The sequence below is a fragment of the Phocaeicola barnesiae DSM 18169 = JCM 13652 genome (assembly GCF_000374585.1).
In the GTDB taxonomy this organism is placed as follows: Bacteria; Bacteroidota; Bacteroidia; order Bacteroidales; family Bacteroidaceae; genus Phocaeicola; species Phocaeicola barnesiae.
On the sequence record NZ_KB894666.1, the window covers coordinates 1 to 22,365 of the forward strand.

Annotated in this window: 11 protein-coding genes; 3 read left to right on the forward strand and 8 right to left on the reverse strand. The window is 45.0% G+C overall.

The window, feature by feature from the left end; all coding sequences use genetic code 11:
* The first annotated feature begins 3 nt into the window (after positions 1-3).
* Both C510_RS0115400 and C510_RS0115405 read left to right on the forward strand, forming a co-directional pair.
* A complete protein-coding gene (locus C510_RS0115400; protein WP_081621860.1) occupies positions 4-2,862 on the forward strand; it encodes a SusC/RagA family TonB-linked outer membrane protein in 2,859 nt (952 codons plus the stop codon).
* 19 nt (positions 2,863-2,881) lie between these two features.
* Positions 2,882-4,285, forward strand: coding sequence for a RagB/SusD family nutrient uptake outer membrane protein (locus tag C510_RS0115405; RefSeq protein WP_026320254.1), 1,404 nt, complete (start codon positions 2,882-2,884; stop codon positions 4,283-4,285).
* Between the two features lie 648 nt (positions 4,286-4,933).
* Here C510_RS0115405 and C510_RS0115410 read toward each other — a convergent pair.
* Positions 4,934-7,063, reverse strand: a complete 2,130-nt coding sequence (locus C510_RS0115410; protein ID WP_018712169.1) for a cation:proton antiporter — start codon at positions 7,061-7,063, stop codon at positions 4,934-4,936.
* A gap of 398 nt (positions 7,064-7,461) precedes the next feature.
* On the opposite strand from C510_RS0115410, the gene C510_RS0115415 reads away from it, so the two are divergent.
* Complete coding sequence (locus C510_RS0115415; protein ID WP_022339366.1) at positions 7,462-8,019, forward strand: DUF4251 domain-containing protein; 558 nt, start codon at positions 7,462-7,464, stop codon at positions 8,017-8,019.
* A 130-nt stretch (positions 8,020-8,149) separates the two neighbouring features.
* On the opposite strand, the gene bglX is transcribed toward C510_RS0115415, so the two are convergent.
* The 7 genes from bglX to C510_RS0115450 form a co-directional block, all read right to left on the reverse strand.
* Positions 8,150-10,399, reverse strand: a complete 2,250-nt coding sequence (gene bglX / locus C510_RS0115420) for a beta-glucosidase BglX (RefSeq protein WP_026320255.1) — start codon at positions 10,397-10,399, stop codon at positions 8,150-8,152.
* A gap of 59 nt (positions 10,400-10,458) precedes the next feature.
* Positions 10,459-11,745, reverse strand: coding sequence for a glycoside hydrolase family 2 protein (locus C510_RS0115425; RefSeq protein WP_025892955.1), 1,287 nt, complete (start codon positions 11,743-11,745; stop codon positions 10,459-10,461).
* A gap of 15 nt (positions 11,746-11,760) precedes the next feature.
* Entirely contained in the window at positions 11,761-12,864 is a 1,104-nt protein-coding gene (locus tag C510_RS0115430) for a family 16 glycosylhydrolase (RefSeq protein ID WP_034776489.1), read from the reverse strand.
* 2 nt (positions 12,865-12,866) lie between these two features.
* Positions 12,867-14,228 (reverse strand): hypothetical protein, encoded by a 1,362-nt coding sequence (locus C510_RS0115435; RefSeq protein ID WP_025892956.1) that lies wholly within the window; start codon positions 14,226-14,228, stop codon positions 12,867-12,869.
* A gap of 19 nt (positions 14,229-14,247) precedes the next feature.
* Positions 14,248-15,765 (reverse strand): RagB/SusD family nutrient uptake outer membrane protein, encoded by a 1,518-nt coding sequence (locus C510_RS0115440; protein ID WP_026320256.1) that lies wholly within the window; start codon positions 15,763-15,765, stop codon positions 14,248-14,250.
* A gap of 19 nt (positions 15,766-15,784) precedes the next feature.
* Positions 15,785-18,928 carry a SusC/RagA family TonB-linked outer membrane protein gene (locus tag C510_RS0115445; protein WP_025892957.1) on the reverse strand — a complete coding sequence of 1,048 codons (3,144 nt, stop codon included), beginning with the start codon at positions 18,926-18,928 and terminating at the stop codon, positions 15,785-15,787.
* Positions 18,929-19,219: 291 nt separating this feature from the next.
* On the reverse strand, positions 19,220-22,108 hold the full coding sequence (locus C510_RS0115450; RefSeq protein ID WP_018712178.1) for a triple tyrosine motif-containing protein: 2,889 nt from the start codon (positions 22,106-22,108) through the stop codon (positions 19,220-19,222).
* Positions 22,109-22,365 lie beyond the last annotated feature (257 nt).

Below are 22,365 nucleotides of genomic sequence, written 5' to 3' on the forward strand. Positions count from 1 at the left end.
TTCATCGGCTTCCAGACTCAGAAAGTGGATGTCAAATCAAATGTAAATGTTGTTTTGAAAAGTGACGCTGAAGTGTTGGATGAAGTAATGGTCGTAGCTTACGGTACTGCCAAGAAATCATCTTTTACAGGATCTGCTTCAGTTATGAAGGCTTCTGATATTAGCACACAAAAGCAGTCATTGGTTAAATCTTTGGATGGAAAGGTTGCCGGCGTACGTGTCGGTGCTTCAACAGGTGACCCGGGATCAGATCAAAAAATCTTAATTCGTGGTATTGGTTCTATTAGTGGTTCTACACAACCTTTGTATGTTATTGATGGTGTAGCTGTTGTTAATGATGATATGACTTCTGGATTGAAATCTCAGTCTATCTTATCATCTATCAATCCTGATGATATTGAAAGCATGACTATTCTGAAAGATGCTGCTGCCGCTTCTTTGTATGGTTCTCGTGCTGCGAATGGTGTTGTTATTATTACTACTAAACAGGGTAAGGAAGGTAAGACTAAGGTTACCTATAACATGGAAACCGGTTGGACGGATATGGCTGTAGGAAGTCAGTATAATGTTATGAATGCAGCTCAGATTCAGCAATATTATAATGATGCATTGAGAAATTATGCAGAGATTAACCCTACGGGTGCCAATAATATGTCTAATACGAATTTGGGACATCCAATGGCTGATGCAGCTTCATTCGCCAATGAACTTTCTCCTTTATACTTCTGGAATCCGGGTTCTGATATTGATACCAATTGGAAGAAGGAAGTTTATGGTAAAGGGATGATTACTGACCATCAGGTGGCTGTAAGTGGCGGTACTGAAAAAACAAAATTCTATGCAGGCTTTGGCTATAATAAGACTAAAGGTCTGGTAAAGGGTAGTGAATTTGAACGTTATAGTGGACGCTTGAATGTTGACCATCAAGCTTATAGCTGGTTGAAGTTAAGTTTCCGTCAGATGTTGTCATTTACCAATACAGCTGGTTTCCGTGACCAGAATGATCAAGCACAAGGATTGGGTACTTCTTCTCCGTTGTCTATTCTTTATTCAATGGACCCGACAGCTCCCGTTACATTGGAAGATGGCTCGTATAATCCAAATGCGGCTTTCAGTGCACAGATTTCTAACCCGAATTTGATGTTGGGTCAAACAGACGGTCCAAACGCTGAAACAGTAAATTCTGACATGATGCGTAGCTTGACAAATGTTGAGGCTACAGTAACTTTGCCATTGGGATTCTCTGCACGTACTATTTTTGGCTATGATTACATGGACAATAAAGAACGTGAATTTTGGGCTCCAGAAAGTGTAAATGGTCAGTCTTTAGGTGGATTGGGAGCTCGTTATGTTTCTACGAACAAGACTCTTACTTCTTCTACTACTTTGAATTATAGCAATACTTTTGGCTCACACAATATCAATGGATTGTTGGGTTACGAAGTAGAAGATCGCTATTTGTTGTCTCAGTCGTTGAGTGCGAAGTCTTATTCTACTAATAAGTTGCCAGAATTGGCAAATGGACAGCCGTATAGTACTTACAGTGCTTTTTATGAAGCTGCTATCATGTCTTATTTAGGCAATATCAACTATAATTTCGATAACAGATATTATGTATCAGCTAGTTTCCGTCGTGATGGTTCTTCTCGTTTGGGAAAGGACAATCGTTGGGCAAATTTCTGGTCTGTATCTGGTGCCTGGAGAATTGCTGGTGAACACTTCTTGCAAGACAATAAATGGGCAAATGATTTGAAGTTGAGAGTTTCTTATGGTACTAACGGTAACTTGCCGGGAGATTATTATGCAAATTTGGCCACATATTCTTTTGGTGGCGGTTATGGTGATCAAAGTGCTATTTACTGGGGTAATCCTGGAAACTCAAAACTTGGTTGGGAAAAATCAGCTAACTTCAATATCGGAGTTGACTGGGGATTCCTGAATCGGGTGAGCATGTCATTGGAATACTACAGTAAGGTTACTACAGATCTGTTGTTCGAGGTTCCAACTAGTATTGTGACCGGTTTCTCTTCTAACTGGCAAAATCTGGGTAAAATAAATAATAAAGGTATAGAGTTGACTATTAATTCAACCAATATTTCTACTAAGGATTTTACTTGGAATACAAGTTTCAATGTAACTCGTCAGAGTGTTAAGATTGGAGAATTGCCTAACCATAACGATGTGATGTACGGTGATGGTAACATGTATATCTTGCGTGAAAATGAATCTATGCATTCATTCTATTTGCCAGAATGGATAGGAGTGAATCCAGAAACAGGTCTTGGTGAGTTTTGGATTGACCCAGCTGATCATTCTAAAGGTGTAACCAATTATTATGATGAAGCCGGAAAAGCAATTGTCGGTAAAGCTGTACCGGATTGGATGGGTGGTATGACCAATACCTTTACTTATAAGAACTTTGATTTGTCTTTCATGATCTCATTCCAGACTGGTGCTTCACTGTTCGATTATCCGGGTTATTTCTTGACTTATTCAGATGGTGTACGTTTGGGTAGTTTTAACGTTTCTCAGGAAGTTGCAGGTAACTATTGGAGAGAACCAGGCGATATAGTTGACCATCCGAAACCTATTTATAATAACCCGTATCGTTCAGACCGTTTCTCTTCAAGAACTATTAAGTCTACTGATAATGTGCGTATGCGCGATATTACTGTCGGTTATAGAATTCCTATTTCTAAAAAATATATCAGTAATTTGCGTGTTTTCTTCAAGACTAGCAATCCGTTCATGATTTATTGCGCAAGTGATAATATTGACCCGGATGTAGATATTAATGGTTATCGCCAGACAGATACTCCGCCGACTAAATCATTCATGTTTGGTTTGAATTTTGAATTATAATTTTTTAGAAAAAGAGTTTATGAAAAAAATATATATAGCAGGCTTGTTATTAGGAATGTCATTTGCATCTTGTAGTGATTTCCTGGATAAAATGCCATCAACTTCATTGCCGGTAGAAGAAGCTATTACGACAATGACCGATTTACAGAATTCAGTAAATGGTATCGGATATTTGATGTCAGAGGATAGAATGACTTATAGCGCTGATTTCGCTATTTTTGCGGATTTGCGTGGTGAAGATTTCTATGCATTGAGTAACAATAATCAGGCTGGTCCTATTGCACGTTATACAATGACAAAATATGACCAGGAGCCGTATTATGCATATACCTATTTTTATCGGGCAATTGCCAATGTAAACAAGGTATTATCAACGATTGACAATATTCCGTATAGTGAAGCTGAACAAGCTACCTACAACGATTTGAAGGGACAGCTTTACGCTTGGAGAGCCATGTTACATTTTGATTTGGCTCGTATGTTCTGTGCTATTCCGACAGCGGCTGCTGATGTGAATGCTGCCAATACGGGTCTTGTCCTTTCTACAGAAGTGTATGACACGGATTATGTAGGTTCTCGTTCTACTTTGAAAGAAACTTATGACCAGATTCTTGCAGATTTCGATACTGCATTGCCATTGCTTAAGAAAGATAAGAATAACGGTTATATCAATTATTGGGCAGCTTTGGCACTTAGATCACGTGTTTATTTGTACAATGGTCAGTATGATTTGGCATTGGCTGACGCAAAAGAAGTTATGGCTTCGTCTTTGTATAAACTTTATACGAGAGATAATTATGTAGAGTCTTGGTCGAAGACATACACTGATGAATCCATCTTTGAGTTGAGTATCACTACTAATTATAATGCACAGCGAAATGCTGTCGGTTATTATTGTGATAGCGAAGGATATGCTGAATGTGCGTTCGTAGAATCTGCACCTCTTTATCAGTATTTATCTACACATCCAGAAGATATTCGTTCTAAGATGATTAAGGATCAGAGCGGTGAGGAGAATACTTATCCTGCTAAATATCCTGCTAAATATCCTGGTCGTGAAAATAGTCTGTACGTCAATAATCCGAAGATTATCCGTTTGTCAGAAGTTTATTTAATAGCGGCAGAAGCTGCGCTTCATGTTCAACCGAGCGAGGCTGCAGGTTATATTAATGCGCTTAGAAAACAGCGTATAGAGAATTATACGGATGTTGCTTCTGTGTCATTGGAAGATATTCTGATGGAACGTCGTATTGAATTGTTTGCAGAGAATAGTGTTTCATTCGATTACTGGAGAAACAAGATGTCTGTCAATAACTACTATGTAGGTACAATCAATTATGATGATTATCGTACTGTGCTTCCGATTCCGCAAGATGAAATCGATTTGTCAGCCGATAAATTGGTCCAGAATCCTAATTATTAATTGAGTCTGTACTTTTAATTATATCTGTCAGATTCCCTTTCTCTAAGAGAATCTGACAGATTAAAATCCTTTCAATAGAATTTGAAAGGATTTTTTTTTATACTTTTCCCAAAAACTAATATGGATTATCCCTTGAGAATAATCATCAAGCATATTTCGCACTTGTTATCAACTTAGTTTAAAATAGGGGTAATGCGAACTTGCCATTGTCAGAGATACGGTTTTTTGTCCCTTGCTTTTTATATCGTTAGAGCTACTATTGGAAAATACCTTGAATATTGTAAATATCTTTATATGTTTAAGTATGTATCCTTCTGCAGAGCCAAAAGTCCTGAGAAGAAAACCAACAGCGATATGATGAATTGGGGTAAGATTACAATATGTTGATAATCAATGAACAGGTGCTACATGTCTGGAAAAGGGGAATAATAATGAACCTTTGAACCTTTTGAACCTAACTTGAACAGAAGGAGCCTTGTGCGATTTTTTATGCTTGTAATGATTTAGTACTGAATGAATACACCTGCGGATTGAGTCCGTGTATTTCTTTTCCGTATGGGAAAGAGGAAAAATAATCCACCGGACGAGGTGGAATTGACAGGTCGCCCGGTGGAAATCGGAAATTCGATATACTTCTGCTTCAGGTTTCTATGCCTTTTTCTTCTTGAACATCAGCCAGCGTACAAACGAGGCAGGGATGGTATGGCTCAGTGAATTGAGCTTTTCGCTACGTTCATCCACACGTTCATACAGTTGTTCGGCATCTTTGTCGGACAGCATACCGTCGGTCTGTAGCTGTCGGATGTTCCTCCGTTCGTTGCAGAGCAGCATACGTGTCGCTTTCTGGGTCAGAGCGTGTTTATAGGCTTTCGGGAAGTCGTTGGCCAGTTTATTCAAGATACCGTTCATGGTGTCCTGATTATGCTGTATTTCTGCCCTTAGGGTTTTCAGTACAACTTTCTGTTCACCGCTCAACATGTTGGAACCCTCCAAATCGTCCAAAAGCTTCAAGTCCTCTTTTTGTAGGATAATGAATCCTCTTCCCAGGTCATGGACTACACCGATGCGTTCCTTGAAATAGAAGCTGATCCATGAACCGATTTTAGGAATTCGCTGCATACCGTCCAGGATGAAGGTCCGGTTGCAGAAGTTGAAGATGGACGTGCGGGTATCCAGCGCGTAACTTCCGTCATGGTCGTATAGTTCATCCAGTGAATTGCTGAGTTGCATGAATGAAGTCTTTGAGATGATACCTTCATCGTATATCTGGTGCAGGAACATCTTTTCTTTATCCAGTACGCGTAGTCTGATTTCGTTCATGACATCGTTGGCCATAGGCGTAGCTTCCTGGGCACTCGGCGAAGCGGTAACATATTGACTTACCTTTTCCCAGTTCGCACCGTTCAGCGCTTCCCGTGTTTTCAACCGTTCGAGATATTGTTCCGAATTCTCGTGCAACAGGTTTTGAATCTTGTTCTCCATCATGGTACGGGCGGTCGGTATGTATATCAGTCCTAACTTGTTGAGCAGCCATCGCATGGTGGTAGCATTGATACAGAGGGTGAGGGTAACTGTACCTGCCGTGAAGAACAACACCTGGCTCCGTATTTCTTCAGGGATGGCTGGGGTGTATGAAACCATCAGTGCCAGTGTCATGCCCAGTGCGCCACGCAGGCCGCCCCAGGTAAGGATAATGGATTCTTTCTTGTTCAGTCCATACCCAGAACGTTTCATGATGGGGTAGAGCATCATGATAGTGATGTATCGGATGATGTTCAAGGCTATGTACACCAGTAGCAGTATTGCGCAATGTGACCACGAAAAGTCCACTTTTTCGGCTATCACTATGCCTACAATGATGAAGATAAGCGTATTGGCTATGTAAGTGAGTAACTCCCAAAAGCTTCCCATAAAGATGTTTACCTGAGGTTTGAGTCGGGGTTTCCCTACGTAGGCGATGGTCAAGCCGAAAGCTACCAGTGCGATGACGCCTGAGATTCCCAGGTAAAGTTGGGCCAGAATAAATACCAGGTAGGCGGATAGTATGATGACACTGTTCTGTATCATTTCTTCTGAATTCACCCGGGTTATGAACCAGATAACCAGGCGCGCGGCGATAAACCCCAGGATAGCTCCCCCTGCCACTACCTGACAGAATTCGAGGATTGGAGTAAGCTCGTCGTTCCGTCCCCAGACGGTGATGCCATAGAAAAGCATGAAGCAGACGATACCGGTACCGTCGTTCAACAGTGATTCTGCGTCTACCAATGTGGAGAACCGTTTACTGGTCTTCAGTTCATGGAGTAGGGCGACAACAGCTACCGGGTCTGTTGCACTGATTAAGGCTCCGAACATCAAGGCCGATGCCCAGGTCCATTTCTCGTAGCCTGGAACGAAGAAGCTGATAGCCATCAGTACACCGGCTGTTAATATCATACAGATAATCAGTCCTGGTGCTGCCAGCAGGGTAGCGTTAGTTAAAGTCTTCTTGAAAATGTGTAGATTCAGTTCATAGGCTGCATCGAAGATAAGAATCGGTAAAAAGATGTAGAGAATCAGGTCCGGATTGATGTTTGCCACGCTGTCAAGTGCCGCACTGAATTGAGGCATCCCATGAAATACTCCCATGCGGTTCATGATACCGGCAGCTAGTCCGATGGCAAATAATCCGACGGTGTAGGGAATGCGTGTCCGTTGGAATAATGATTTGAAGATGGCTCCAACTGTCAGGCCGGCAATGGTCAGCAACAGTGGGGCAAGTAGTGCTGTTTCTTCCATAGTTAAGATTTTTGGGTTATGTATGGTTTGCTCGATTAGGATGCTTTGTTTTCGGTGGAATCGGAACAGCTTTCCTGAATCTTGTCAGTCACAAATATAGAACAATCTTCTTTATTTTTGTTATGAAAGATTTAGAAATTGTATGAATCTTCTAGAAAACTGCTAGTGTTTGTTTTGGAAAGCCTGTTTCTGACTGATTCTCTTTTACTTTTCGTCAATCTTTTGTCTGTGTATGATACAGGTCTCTGATATCGCTATTGATAAACGAACAGACGTTGTGGCTGTTGTCATCCCTTTTTTCGATTAAAAAGATTGCTTCTTTCAAGAATATGTGTACTTTTGCGAATTGCCAATGGAGCAATTGACTGAATATAGCAAACATAAAAAAACAGAAAACAATGAGAACTTTAGTGTGTATGTTAACCTTGCTGGCACTGATGTTGGCAGGTACCGTCTCTGCACAGGATACAGAGAGAAAACTGACAAAGAAAGAGAAAAAAGCTTTGGCTGCGCGGGTAGATAGTCTTCAATTTGTTTCGGCAGAGCAGGCTATCAATGAAAAAGCATTTGTCCTGGAGGCCGACAGGGTGGTATTCAAGCGGGGAGAAAATGCTTATGTAAATTCAAATACCAACTTTGTCTCTGTAGAAAACGATAAGGCGGTGGTTCAGGTTGCCTTTAATATTCCTTCTGCCGGTCCGAACGGTGTGGGCGGAGTGACAGTAGAAGGCGGATTCTCAAAATATGATGTCAAGAAGACCAAGAGAGGCGATATCGTACTTTCTATGGCTGTGATGGGAACAGGTATCTCGGCAACAGTGGATATCACGCTTTATGAGGGCAGTAACAAGGCGACTGTCAATATTCTGCCTAATTTGAATTCTAACCGTATTACTCTCGAAGGAAGAATTCTTCCGTTGTCACAGAGCCGTGTGTTCAAAGGTCGTTCTCTTTGATTCCCTCTGTGTGGCCGATTTGGACATTGGCTTGTATCATTCCTGATGCAGTCGGAAATATAAAAAATCCGGTCTCGTTGGATTGCTTTCCAAGAGCCGGATTTTTTATTGTCAGCATGTTTATCAGTTATTAGTCTGTTACCTTGAAGGTAATCGGAGTTCCACTTTGGCTGTCAGGGGCTACCCATAGATTGAAGTCACCGGCTTCCACCGTGTGTTGCATGTCGATGTTCCAGAAAGCCAGTTCGCTTATCGGAAGTTCGAACGATACATTTTTCTTTTCACCCGGTTTCAGAGTAATGCGGGCAAAGCGTTTCAATTCTTTGACCGGACGGGTAACGGAACCGACCTTATCTTGTACATAGAGTTGGGCTACCTCTGTTCCTTCATAACTGCCGGTATTTTCCAGGTCGAATGTGATGGTCAGTACATCATCTTTTTTCAAATCTGTTGCTGACAGTTTGATGTTGGAGTAGGCAAAAGTAGTATAAGACAATCCGTATCCGAAGGGGAACAGCGGATCGAATCCGGCATCCATATAGAAGGAAGTACATCCCAATGAAGTTTGTCCGGCTTCTACTTCAATATCATCCAGCAGTGTTTCTTTCTTGGTGGCTGGGCGTCCGGTATTGTTATGTGCGTAATATACCGGAATTTGTCCTACCATTTTCGGGAAGGTGACAGGCGTTTTTCCACTTGGAACGGCTTCTCCCCATAACAGGTCTGCCAGTGCCGGTCCACCCATGGTTCCCGGATGGAACATATAAAGAACGGCATCGGAAAGTTCTACTTCTTTACCGATGGTCAATGGTCGGCCGGCCATGACAACGGTAACCAATGGCTTTCCGGTTTTAGCTACAGCTTCAATCAGCTCGGACTGTGCTCCTTGCAGGTTCAGGTCTGCCAGACAGTGTGCTTCACCGGATAGAATGGCTTCTTCGCCTACAAAGATCAGTACGGCATCGGCACGTGAGGCTGTTGAAACAGCTTTTGCAATACCGCTTGTGTTACGGTCGCGGCTGTATCCCAGTCCTGGTTCGTACAATACTTGTACCTTATCACCGAATTGTTCACGGATGGCTGTCAGTGGAGTAACTGTATGGCTCTTTTCGCCGTCGAATACCCAAGTACCCATTTGTTCATAGGGAGCATCAGCCATCGGACCGATAATGGCAACGGTCTTTATGGAATTTCCTAGTGGAAGTGTCTGTTTTTCGTTTTTCAACAGAATAGCCGATTCAACAGCTGCACGTTTGGCAGCTTCCAAGTGGGCTGGAGCATACATTACATCTTTGTTTTCGTCTATATACGGTTGGTCAAACAGTCCCAGACGATATTTGATACGCAGAATGTTACGTACAGCATTGTCTATGGTAGCTTCTTGCACCTTACCTTCCTTTATCAGTTCCGGTAGTTTTTTAACAAAGGTGTAGCTTACCATCTCCATGTCGACACCGGCGTTGACCGCTTTCTGAGCTACTTCTTTTTCATCGGCTGCAAATCCGTGGTTCATCATTTCGGCAGCGGAAGCCCAGTCGGTTACAACGATACCGTCGAATCCCCATTCACCACGCAGCACATCGCGGAGGATAAAGGTGTTTCCGGTAGATGGTACTCCGTCGTTATCGTTGAATGAAGTCATGAAGGTAGCTGCTCCTGCTTTTGCGGCTGCTTCAAAGGGGGGCAGATAGACATTGCGTAACCTTCGTTCTGGGATGAAGGTAGAGTTGTAGTCACGGCCTCCTTCAGTGGCTCCATAGCCGACAAAGTGTTTGGGACAGGCAGCGATGGACGTCGGATCGTTCAGTGAGTCTCCCTGATATCCTTTTACCATGGCTGCTCCCATAACGGTAGTCAGGTAGGTATCTTCTCCACACCCTTCGGCAATACGTCCCCAGCGTGGGTCACGAGCTATGTCAATCATGGGGGCAAAGGTCCATCGGATGCCTACAGAGGAGGCTTCGATAGCTGCCACACGTGCTCCGTCTTCTGCTACTTGCGGGTCGAAGGAAGCGGCCTGTCCCAGTGGAATGGGGAAGATGGTCTTGTAACCGTGAATCACATCGCGTGCTATCAACAGTGGGATGCCGAGGCGGGATTCCTGTACAGCCGCACGTTGCAGTGCGTTGATACGGGCAGGGTCTACTTCGTTCAGGATAGAGCCTATTTCTCCTTTCTTAATGAGGGCTATCATGTCATCGATGTTTCCGTAGGAGGAAATCTGGTTCATCTGTCCAAGCTTTTCTTCCAGTGTCATCTGTGACAACAGTGCATCTACTTTTTGTTCGATGACAGCTTCCGGATTTTCTTGTTTCTGCTGACAGGAAGTTACTCCCAGCAGAAGAGCGAAAGCTGCCGATATAAATTTCATTGTTCTCATGATACTGTCTTAAGTCTGTTAAATACAAATACTTTCTCATCCTTTTTACCGGAATCCGGTTATTCGGTAACCTGGAAAGGAATGTTGGTGGTAGAGACAAAACCGGTGGAGTCTTTTACATACACATACAGTCTGTATTGTCCCGGTGTCCCGATGTTGCCTTCATACTCATTGGTTTCGGTAATGCTGACCTGACCTATCCGTTCCGGACGAGGCTCGTAGGAACCGCCGAATCCCAGTACGGTGGCTTCTTTCAGGATTTCCCATACATAGGTCAGTCTATCACCTTCCTTGTCTGTTACCTCAACCTGGGCTTTAAACGGGGTGCCGGTCTTGACACTTACGTTCTCTATGGCTTGCTTCTGGTTGATGGTAAGGCTTTTCCGGATGACAGGGGCCGTTTGGCCGGGTTCTTTTCCCGTCCATACCCGTTGCATGGCTTCCACCATCGGAGTCTTTTCTCCGGAGAGGGGCAGACCTTCCACTTTATCTTCTACAAACATACTGAACCAGGTAGGGGTCCGTTCTTCCTTTTGTCCCCATAAGAAGACAAAAGAACCCAGGCAACGTGGATTTTTCTGGATATAGTGGGTATATCGTTCTTCGTACACCTGCCTTTTTTCTTCGCTGGTCTGTTCGATTGGAGCTTTCCATTCGGTAGAAGGTGTTTCCCACCAGCCGGTAGGCCCCCATTCGGTAATCATGATGGGACCTTGGTAGGTGGATGAATTTACTGCGTCGGCAACTTTATCCATCGGTCCGTATACATTGATTCCTACGTAGTCCAGTGAAGGGACATATTTGGCGATAGAATCCAGTGCCGAAGGGTTGTATGAAATGACGGTTGCCACCAGATGGCGTTTGTCTACCGACTGGATAATCTGTGCCAGTTCTTCCAGAAAGCACCATGCTTCCTTCATGTCTGCATTTCCCAGTTCTATTTCATTTCCTACTCCCCAAGCCAGTAGATTGGGGTTGTCTTTGAAAGTCTCGGCCAACATACGTACTTCGTTCCGTTTGTTTTCCTTGTAGGCCTCATCAAAATAGAGCAAAGAGTCTTTGGTCAGGTCAATACCCTGCATCACATACATGTTGTTCTGCTGGGCCAAAGCCAGTATCTGTCTGACTTCATCGACACTTCCTCCCCAGGTCCGGAATGCATTCGCTCCATTTTCACGGGCTATGTCCAGTCTGGATGTTCCTCCCACTCCTTTAATATAAGTTTCTTCTCCATTGATGAACAGTTTGAAGCCTTCAGAGGAACGCTTGATGGTGATTCCGTCCTGCGAAGCACATCCTGTCAGGAATGCTAACAAGGTGAATAGGGTAAACCAAATCTTTTTCATTGTACTTGCTTTTAGTTATTTCTTTTGGAATACACGTACATAGTCAATCTCATATCGGGCCGGTAATACAGATTCGTCTGTTCCTTGGGCACCTCCCCAATTCCCTCCCCATGCCAGGTTGAGTTTCAGATAGAACGGTACATCGAACGGCCATGTGTCTTTGTTGCCTGTCTTGTCGTTCGCAAAGTAGAAGATTTCTTTTCCGTCTACATAGGTGCGGATGAAGTCTTCAGTCCATTCCAACGCATAGATGTGAAAATCGCTCTGGGCGGTGGAAACCAGCATGTTATCGGTCTTCTGGGTTCCGATTCCATGGTTGTAGGCCTTGCAATGGATGGTAGAAACCACTACGTTCGGGTCGTAACCCACTTCTTCCATGATGTCGATTTCACCGTCGTCCGGCCAGGTGACAAAGTCTTCAGGCAACATCCAGAATGCGGGCCAGGTGCCTTTGCCTTCCGGTAGTTTCATACGAGCTTCGAAGTAACCGTATTTCCAGCTTTCAGTGGTATTCATCCGGATGGAGTATACTGTTGCTCCTATCTTTTTAGCAGTAATGGTCAAGATACCGTTGGCTACGGCAGCCAGTTGTTCACCGTTCTGGGTGCCGGCTACGTAGGTCTGCAGTTCATTGTTTCCCCATCCGCCTCCGCCGGTTTCGTAATACCAGTTTTGGGGGTCAGGATGTTCACCTTCATTGAATTCGTCGTTCCATACCAGTCTGTAGCCTTCAGGAGCTGTAATGTCAGGGTCTTTGATTGCTGGTTTTGCTTCTTGAATGACTGGAACGGATATTCGGGTGCTACCGGATTTTACCACTACCAACCCCTCACGGGATTGGTAGTCGGTATTGGCCGAGGCTGAGACTTCTACGAGGCCATCGCTCATTCGGACATGGCAGTCTATCCAATCATTGTCACTGTAGGCCGTCCAGTCTTGTCCGGCTTTTACGCTGAGGATAGCTGATTCTCCCTGGTAAGATAGTGTCAGTTGGGTAGGAGAGACTTCGATGTCAGAAACTTCGGCTGTGGGATCTCCGTTGTTGGAGCTACAGCTGGTGAAGATAATCCACCAGATCAGTAGCCACAACGGATGTTGTACATGTTTTCTCGTGTACATACTCAGTCTTTATGGGTTTGTAGAATGATATCTTTGATGACAACTTCTGTTCCTGCCGGATTTCCGCCGAAGTCGAAGATGAGCTTGGCCGGATTGATGTCCACTCCTTCTACGTCAATAATCTTGACGATGCATTCTTCGTTGGCAGTCAGGTCGTAGCGCTCCATGAAGAGAAATACGTTGTCATCGTCTGTCTGTGCCAGTTTTACTGTGACTCCGGTAATGTTCTGGTTGGCTTTCAGGCTGACACGGAAGTCATAGTTTTCAGAAGCACTGGTAGTCAGGTTTTCGGTAGTGAAAGTTACCTGGTTCTGCCATTGTTCACTGGTTCCTTCCGGGAAAGTCAAGGAATACTGTGTTCCTTCCGGAGTAAATGTCGGGTCTGCTATCTGGCTCCATCCCGGTGCATAGTAGAAGGAAGTGGTGTAATTGATTCCGTTCCACAGGTTGTCTGCACTGTCTACAGCACTCCAGTTAGGTTCCGGTACCTGTTCTTCCGACGGAACGATGGTACCGTCATCGTTTGCATGGTCTTTGAATACGATATCTTCAAAGGTCACTTCCGTGTTGGCGGCATTACCTCCGAAGTCGAGAACGAGTTTCAGGTTCGCAATGTCGAGTCCCTCCATGTCACTTTTCCAGAAACAGACCGGTTCGTTGGCTGTCAGCGCAATGGTCTGGGCAAAGAAGAATACGTTGTCATCTGTGCTGTCTACCAGTTTTACCATGACATGCGGATGGTCTGTGGTCGATGTCAGGATGGTAGAGAAGTCATAGTGCTTCGATGCTTCCGATGAAAGGTTGGTAGGCAGCATCATCTGTGCCTGCCAGGTTTCTGTGGTGGCTTCCGGAAGGGTTACCTTGTAGCCTGTACCTTCTGCTTTATAAGCGGGGTCGGCTATCTGTGTCCATCCCGGGGCATAATAGAAGGTCGGTGTGCCGATGGTAGCGCTCTTCCACAGATTGAATTCGGTGTCATACTTGAATCCGGCGAACCCGTTCATGATAGTCTTGTCAATGTGGAAGGTCTTTGTGATCGTCCCGTCACTCATGCCATTGGCGTTGGTGAATTTGACGTCGACCGTATAATCGCCGGCTTTCCGGTAATATTTTGTAACAGAGAACGAGGTGGAGTATTGACCGTCGATAATCCAGACGGGCATGACTCCTTCTCCTTCGAACGAGAAGGTTACGTAGTTCGTTTCTTGGTTGACATCTATCCGTATCCCGTCTTCGTAGGCAGAAACTACAGGAATCCCTTCTTCACTGGGAGCGGCAAATTCTTCCGGTGAACATGCGCTGAAGCCGCAGGTCATGGCGATGGTCAATGCCATACATCCGATGTGGTGATATATTTTTTTCATGATTCTAGCTGTTTAAGGGTTAATAATTGTTCTGGGTCAGAGTACCTTGTGCTGCATCGATTTCACTTTGCGGAATCGGCAGGTATTTTTTGTTTTCGGTCCAGGTATTGGTACGGTACCCATATTCGTCAGGAACCAGTACACTGCTGGCTTTACCGGTACGGATAAGGTCCCAATAGCGTTTTCCTTCACCTACAAATTCCAGATGACGTTCTTCGATGATATTGTCTATGGTCGGCTCAAGTTCAGTTACCAGTCCGGCACGTTTACGTACCTTGTTCAGATAGAGCTTGGCATCTCCCGAGCCTGCTCCGCGGGCAATCAGTTCGGCTGCGTTCAGCAAGGTTTCAGAGAACCGGTAGATACGCAGGTTGTTGTTCCAGTTCAGCTGAGCATCGGCTTTCTGGTCTTTGTTGTTACCAGTCAGCGCCGCGTATTTTTCAAGGAACAGTCCAGTGTCCTGATAGCGTTTGTTGTAATCTACACCTAAGGCTCCGGCGTTCCAGCATGTAGCGTCACGGCGGGTATCGTTGTTGGCATAGCGTTCATAGGTCTCAAGGCGTACCGGGCAGAATCCCCATCCCTGGTCGTGTCCGTCAGTACCGTCCGGCCAGGTGTGCGGGCTGATAAGGGTAGGAAGTACAGTACCGCCGGCTGTCAGCGGAGCGCTCCAGGAACGTACGGCATTGTCGTCGGTATAGTTCACTTCGAAAATGGATTCTTTGTTCCACTCTCCGGATTCCTTGAAGATGCCTGCATAGTCGTCTACCAGATCATATTCTCCGCTGTTGATGATTTCCTGCATGTATTGGAGGGCTTTGTCGTAACGGCTTTCATCGTTCTGATACATTACGACTTCTGCATAAAGCATGTAGGCCATGGCTTTTGTAACGCGGCCGTAATTTTCAGAAGTTTCACGCATTGGCAATACATTCATGGATATGACATTGTCCAGGTCGGCTATTATTTTTTCATAAATCTGGTCTGCCGGCAATTGTTCTGCCAGGTAAGGAGCTGTCAGATTGACATCGTAATAAGGAATGTTTCCCCAGAATTTCCACAACCAGTTGTAGTAGAGGGCACGTAGGGTCAGTACTTGGGCTGTATAATATGCACGGTTTTCTGTCGTTACGTTTTCACCGGCCCATTCCAGATAGGTAAGTACGTCATTGCTGCGTTTTACGCCACTGTAGGCTACTGACCAGAGTCCTTTGATTACATTGGTAGGAATAGCTTCAAAGTTCATCATCAGATGCCAGGCTTGATTGTCTGTCCGGTCCTGACCACCAATCCAGAGGTCATCGGCCATGATGTCACTCATCAGTGTGACGGGATTGTATTCGTTCATGCCCCAGTCTGTCCAGTGCAGCGGGTCGTATGCGGCGACTACAGCTTCTTGGATATGAGCATCGGTTGTATAATAGGTGTCAATGAATTCTTGGGTAGGAGAGGTGACTTCCAGAAATGAATCTGAACATCCTGTCGCTAAAAAAGCAGTTGCCATCAAGCTTGCTGCAATATGTTTATATCTTTTCATAAATTGTTATGTTTAAGGGTTAGAATGAAAGGTTTGCACCGATTGTCCAGGTTCTTGCCTGCGGGTATACACCGTAATCGATACCGAGTGAGGTACCTCCGGATGAGATTTCAGGGTCGAAACCGTGATATTTGGTGAAAGTAAGCAGGTTCTCGGCTGCTACATAAACGCGCAATGAAGAGATGAATACTTTCTGAGTCAGGTGCTTAGGCAGGGTGTAACCCAACTGGATGTTCTTCAGACGGAGATAACTGCCATCGTATACATACAGGTCGGAAGACTGCCAGTTGACATTATCGCCGCGTACAAAGCGTGGAATACGGTCTGATGTTCCTTCGCCGGTCCAGCGGCCCAGCATCCACGACGGAAGGTTGGTGGCTGAAATATCTGTACGGCGGGTAGCATCGTAGATGTCATTGCCGATGGTTCCTTGCCACATCATGCTGAAGTCGAAATTCTTCCAGCTGGCATTTACGTTGAAACCGAAGGTCCAGTCCGGCATACCTTTACCGATGTCTGTACGGTCGTCGGTCGTAATCTGTCCGTCACCGTTGACATCGACAAAACGTACATCGCCCGGAACAGCATCCGGCTGAATCAGACCGCCTTCTGCATTGGTGTAGGAGTTGACTTCCTCCATGTTCTGGAAGATACCGGCAGTCTTGTAGCCGTAGAAGAACGGGAACGGCTTTCCGTTTTCAGCACGGCTGATGGTTCCTGTTCCCTGGAAAGAGTCAAGGTTGGCCCAACCGGAGTCATTACCGTATTCTATCAGTTTGTTGTGCAGGTAAGTCAGGTTACCGCCTACACGGAAATTGAAATCGCCTACATTGAATTTATAGGAAGCTTCCATTTCGACACCACTGTTTTCCATCTTTCCCACGTTGCCGATCGGTTTGGATTCGCCTACATACGATGGAATATTCATTTCCATCAACATTCCGTTCGTGATTTTCTTGTAGTAGTCGGCAGTAAATGTCAACGCATTGTTGAAGAAGCCGAAGTCTACACCTAAGTCATATTGTTCCGATTCCTCCCATTTCAGGTCCGGATTGGCCAGTCCGCTGGCTTTTGAACCGATGGTTACCTGCTCGTTCGAGCCGAAGATGGCATTGTTCCCTGTTACGGCCAATACGGTATAGCGGAAATTACCGATGTTTTCGTTACCGTTTTTACCCCAAGAGAAACGTACTTTGGTACTGGTCAGCCAGTCCGGACGTTTTTCCATGAACTTTTCGTTTGTCAGGTTCCATCCTAAAGAGAAGGAAGGGAAGACTGCATAGTGGTTATTCGAACCGAAGCGTGAAGAACCGTCCCGACGGACTGTCACCTGAAGCATATAGCGTTCGTCGTAGTTGTAGCTGGCGCGTGCAAAGAGTGAGGCCAGGGTAGCTACTTCTGATGGAGCACCCGATGCACTTTGGTCTCCGTCGGCTGCCAATCCGGTACTTCCGTCCAGATACGGGCGGCTGTAATTGATGATGTTGTTACGTGAACCGTACAGGTAGGAACCGTTGCTTTTCTTGGCTGATTGTCCTAACATGACAGAGAACGAATGCTGGTTGATGGTCTTGTCGTACATCAAGACGTTTTCCAACTGCCATACAGTACCGTCGTGCTTCTCAGAGAAGGCTGTAGAACGGGTGGAGAATCCACCGTCGCGCAAGTAATAGATAGGTGTATAACCGTCGTTTCCCCAGAAAGAGAGGTCTACACCGTAAGATGTTCTGAATTTCAGGTTATCCCAGAGCTGGAGTTCTGCCGAGAAGTTGGCCACGAACTTGTGGCTCCATCCTTCTGTTCCAGGTAAGGAAAGGTTGGCAATCGGGTTGGTCATTTCGCCGTATTCCGAACCCGGTATCATGAACAGCTTGCCGTTTCTTGGGTCATAGAACGGTGTGTAGTTGGCCGAGCCTGCGTATTTGTCCAGCTGTGCCTGAGCGGCGTCACCTTCATCGTAAACGGTCAGAATCGGTGAGAGAGACAGGGCTGAACCTAACGGGGAGCCCCATGTGGAGTTGGCATCGATGCTTGTACTCTTGATGCGGGCGTATGACAGGTTGGATGTAATCTTGAAACTGTTCAGCCAGTTACGGTTCTTGCTCTCGTCAAATAGTGTATAAGTATTGTTGCTGCGAAGGGTCAGACGTTCATAATTGGAACGGCCGAAGTTACCGCCGACAATACCATCCTGTGTATAATATCCGGCAGAAAGCAGGTAGCTTACCTTTTCACTGGCACCGCTTACGCTGATTTGATGATTCATGACAGGAGCGTTGTCATTGAATACTTCGTTCTGCCAGTCTGTTCCTTCACCGTATGAATACGGGTCGTTGTAGATAGGTGCCATGCCGGCATTTACCAGACCTTCGTTAATCATGAGGGCATATTCGGTAGCGTTCAAAACGTCACGGTGCTTCCAGGCACTTTGCCAACCGTAAGAGAAATCGTATGTAACTTTGGTCTTTCCCAATTTACCGGTCTTGGTAGTGACCAGGATTACACCGTTGGCTGCACGAGCACCGTATACGGCTCCCGAAGCGGCATCTTTCAATACCTCGATAGACTGGATGTCGTTCGGATTCAGGTAATCCAGACCACCTTCAATCGGCATACCGTCGACGATATAAAGCGGGTCAGAATTATTGATGGTACCGATACCACGTACACGGATTTGTGCGGCTGCGCCCGGTTGGCCGGAAGATGAGGTGACTGTAACACCGGCCGCCAGACCTTTCAATGCGTTATCCATACGCACAGGAGCTGTGGCTGCCAGGTCGTCCGATGATACTTTGGCGATGGATGCAGTTACCACACTTTTTTTCTGTACACCATAACCTACTACCACGACCTCTTCCAGGGTTTCTGTATCTTCTTTCAGCACAACCCGGATTTCCGGTTTCCCCGCTACCGGAATCTCTTCAGTCTTGAAGCCGATGAAAGAAACTTGTAATGTAGCGTCCGAAGGAACGGACAAAATGAAGTTACCATCAAAGTCGGTGATGGTACCGATGGTAGTGTTCCCCTTTACTGATACGTTTACTCCGGGTAATGGCTCATTGTCTGTAGCACTTATTACCGTACCTTTTACCTGTATATTCTGCGCATATACAGCAGCCAAGGCAAAGCTCAGTAAGAATAAAACTGATAATAGCTTTTTCATAAGTTTTAATAAATTAAAGATTAACAATTCGCGTTATGTTCCGATTGGAACACCGCAAACATACATTGAAAAAGCATAAGATGTTGTTAAAACCTCCTTGCATAATTACGTCAAGGAGGTATATCAAATACGTTATTAATACGTCAATTTTACATATCTCATTGATTATCAGTTATAACAATATACTTCTATTGATTACGTCAGTTTATGTTCTATAACATAAATTTACGAATGGCCGTGGATGAGTATCCAGGCTGTTCTGCTTTATAGTACATTAACACACAAAGGACCTTAGAGCTTGTTGGACAGGTAGTCGGTGAGGCTTTCCTCCCTTTCCAGGTGGAATTTCTTCCGTAGCCGGTAGCGGATGGTTTCTACACCACGTACGGAAATGTTCAACAAAGGAGCGATTTCTTTGGTAGAGAGATTCATCTTCAGATAGGCGCACATCATCCTTTCATTGTTGGATAGGTCCGGATGTTTCTCGTGCAGGCGTTTCATGAAGTTGTTATGGATGAGGTCGAACTGGTCTTCAATACGTTTCAGTACCTCGTCACTTTGGATATTTGAGTCTATCTTGTTGTTGATTAGAATCAGCTGTTTTTTTCCTTCACTGGCACCTTCACCGGTTAGTTTGGAGGCTACTTTCATGATTTCCGATTTGATTTCTGTAAGCATCTCGTTTTTCCGTAGGAAGTTTATCATCAGGTTTGCCATTTCCTGACTTTTGTGTTGGAGGTCGTACTCCAGCTTTTCCTTTTCCAGCTGCATAATCTGCTTTTCCTGCCGTTCCTTTTCCTGTTCGTATTCTTCTTCCATCTCCTGCATACGTTTGTCCTTTTCTTTTACGGCCTGTAGCTTTTTCCGTTTCAGACGCATCTCATCCCATCGGTAGATGCTCCATAGTATGAAGACACTCAACAGGGAATAACAAATGTATGCAAGTAGTGTACGGTACCATGGAGGCAGTACTTTGAACTTGATGGAATCGTATGATTCTCTTCCGTCAGGGAAAATGGCTTTTACTTCGAAGGTATATTCTCCTTCGGGGAGGTTGCTGTATTCTTTGGTACGGCTTATGGTATTTTCAGACCAAGGTTCCTCATTCAACCGGTATCTGAAGCGGATGTCGTTCTTTTCGAACGCTGAGAGGTTATAGTCGAAACGAACAGAATTTAACTTATAGTCAATTACAGGAAAATTCTTCTGCCTCAGATAGTTGGCTGTATAAATCAGGGAATCTTTCCCGCTTGTCAGATACATTTTCTTGATACATAATTCCTGGGAAATTTCATGATGCTTGTTTGAATGGGGGAGGGAGAACAAGGCAAAGCCGTTTTCATTAGGAATAATCATTAAGGAATCAGTGACTGGTATGATGGCCTCAAAATCAGGAACCAGTTCAATCAGGCTTTTCCGGATGGGGAAGATGCTGAGCCCCACCCCCTGTTTGTAAATGTCCAGATTGGAGAAACAGAGTTCGTAGGGTTTCAGACAGACGAGGTGGTTCTTGCCGCTCAGCAGACGGGTATAGGCTGTTTCACCGTTCAATGCGTGGTTCATGGATACCCATGGCTCCATACGGTCCTTGTCGGCGTTATAGCGGTAGATACCCTCAGGGGTGGCAAAGCAGATTGAATCCTTTAGCCTGGAAACCACCATGTTCCGGTCTGTCGGAAAGCCTTCTGTCACTCCATATTCCCGTTGATTCAGCATTTTCGTGTGTTGGTCGTCCAGTTCCAGCCGTGTTACATGGTCTGTCTGATACACCCAGATTATCCGGTCTGTTTCTTGTTCGAAAATGCGGCTGGAAGAAGTATATCCTTCTATTTTGTGACTTATCTGCCATGTGCCTTCCTTGTTGACAAGTAGGTATATGCCGTTGTAGGCTCCTACATACAATTGGTCAGGGTGTCCGGATACAGGTTGACAGCACCAGGCACCAATGATACCCGGTATACGTTTCATGAATGTACCTTCTATCAGAAAGATGCCACGGTCGTGCATACAGAATAACTTGTTTCCTATGTGGTTGAGGCCCCATACTTGTCCGCTGGATGATGGTACGGCCTTAATTTCCGGCTGCTCTTCTCCGAATTTCACCGGATAAGGCACATAGTATAGTCCCCGGTTGGTTCCTAGATATAAAATTCCGTCTTTTACGGCAGCTGTGTATCCGGCTCCGTAAGAGTAGGGATAGGAATATAGGTTGGTAAAAGGTGAACTTAGGTATACATAGTCGATACCGCTGTCCAGTCCTGACCATAGATTCCCGTTGATGTCAAAAGCTACAGAAAGGACAGTGTTGTTATGCAGGCCGTTATGCTCATCAAAATATTTCAGTTGCATGGTGGAGGTGTCTATCAGCAGGATTCCTTTGTGTATGGTACCTAAAGCTAGCTGCCCGTTGTGCTCGGCAGCGCAGAAAACTTCGTTTCTTTTCATGAACTCTTCGGCTCCGGTTGTGAAATTTTCCATCAATTGGTCATGGCAGTAGTATAATCCGTCATAGGCGGTGACAACCAGTATACCTTCTTTGTAGGGGAGGATGCTTCTGATTCTTTTCTGTGCCAGTCTTTCTGCGCCTTGCAGCGGAAAGAATGAATTTCCTGTCAGAAACCAGATACCTTTGTCGGTCCCGATATACAGCACATTGTTCACTATGTTCGAGCAGTCTATTTTGGCGTCAATTCCGATGAGTGTATTTTCCCCGTCCCTACATTTCAATACACATTCGTCTCCTTGTACATATAGGGTATTTTCAGATTCATGTATTCCCCATACGTTTCCAATCAGACGTTTGGTCGTTTCTAATGAATCGGACAGACAATGATATGTCAGTGTGCCTTCTTCGTTGGGCTGGAAGTAGCCGAATTCATTGATTCCACCGGCATAGATTCGCTTTCTGTCGGCGGATACAGAGACAGAACGTACATCCATCCGGTTGTTCAATGGCAAAACATCCCAGGCATTACCGTCAAACTGTAAAATGCCGTTTTTATTCGCAAAGTATATCCATTTGCTGTCGTAAGGGGCTATTTGCCACGTCTGACTTCCTCTTCCGTAGGTCCCTTTATCGAAGTTTAAAATGAAATTGTTCCACCCTGTAGCAGCGAAATGCTTTTGGAAAGGATATACACAAAGGAGAATCGTCAGGTAATATAGGATGTTGTTCTTCATGTTTTGATGGTTGAGCGTGGTTTGATTTGACAAAAGTACAAATTAATGCCTGAAAAGCCATTTTTTCGATGAAAAAACGACCAGTTTCACCGTTTGACTTTTATTGCAAGAAAACGTCCGTTTGTTTCGATAAAGATGTCCGTTCGTTTTCAATAAAACGTGCGTTCGTTTGGATGGAAACGTGCGTTCGTTTTCTGTTTCTCGGAAGTACTCGCGCGTGCGCGAATTATATATGGAGTTCGATTTTGACCTTTTGA

What these genes read in the sequence shown, in the direction of transcription:
- C510_RS0115405 (WP_026320254.1), top strand. Translation starts at nt 2,882, where the DNA reads ATGAAAAAAATATATATAGCAGGCTTGTTATTAGGAATGTCATTTGCA.
- C510_RS0115410 (WP_018712169.1), bottom strand. Translation starts at nt 7,063, where the DNA reads ATGGAAGAAACAGCACTACTTGCCCCACTGTTGCTGACCATTGCCGGC.
- C510_RS0115415 (WP_022339366.1), top strand. Translation starts at nt 7,462, where the DNA reads ATGAGAACTTTAGTGTGTATGTTAACCTTGCTGGCACTGATGTTGGCA.
- bglX (WP_026320255.1), bottom strand. Translation starts at nt 10,399, where the DNA reads ATGAGAACAATGAAATTTATATCGGCAGCTTTCGCTCTTCTGCTGGGA.
- C510_RS0115425 (WP_025892955.1), bottom strand. Translation starts at nt 11,745, where the DNA reads ATGAAAAAGATTTGGTTTACCCTATTCACCTTGTTAGCATTCCTGACA.
- C510_RS0115430 (WP_034776489.1), bottom strand. Translation starts at nt 12,864, where the DNA reads ATGTACACGAGAAAACATGTACAACATCCGTTGTGGCTACTGATCTGG.
- C510_RS0115435 (WP_025892956.1), bottom strand. Translation starts at nt 14,228, where the DNA reads ATGAAAAAAATATATCACCACATCGGATGTATGGCATTGACCATCGCC.
- C510_RS0115440 (WP_026320256.1), bottom strand. Translation starts at nt 15,765, where the DNA reads ATGAAAAGATATAAACATATTGCAGCAAGCTTGATGGCAACTGCTTTT.
- C510_RS0115445 (WP_025892957.1), bottom strand. Translation starts at nt 18,928, where the DNA reads ATGAAAAAGCTATTATCAGTTTTATTCTTACTGAGCTTTGCCTTGGCT.
- C510_RS0115450 (WP_018712178.1), bottom strand. Translation starts at nt 22,108, where the DNA reads ATGAAGAACAACATCCTATATTACCTGACGATTCTCCTTTGTGTATAT.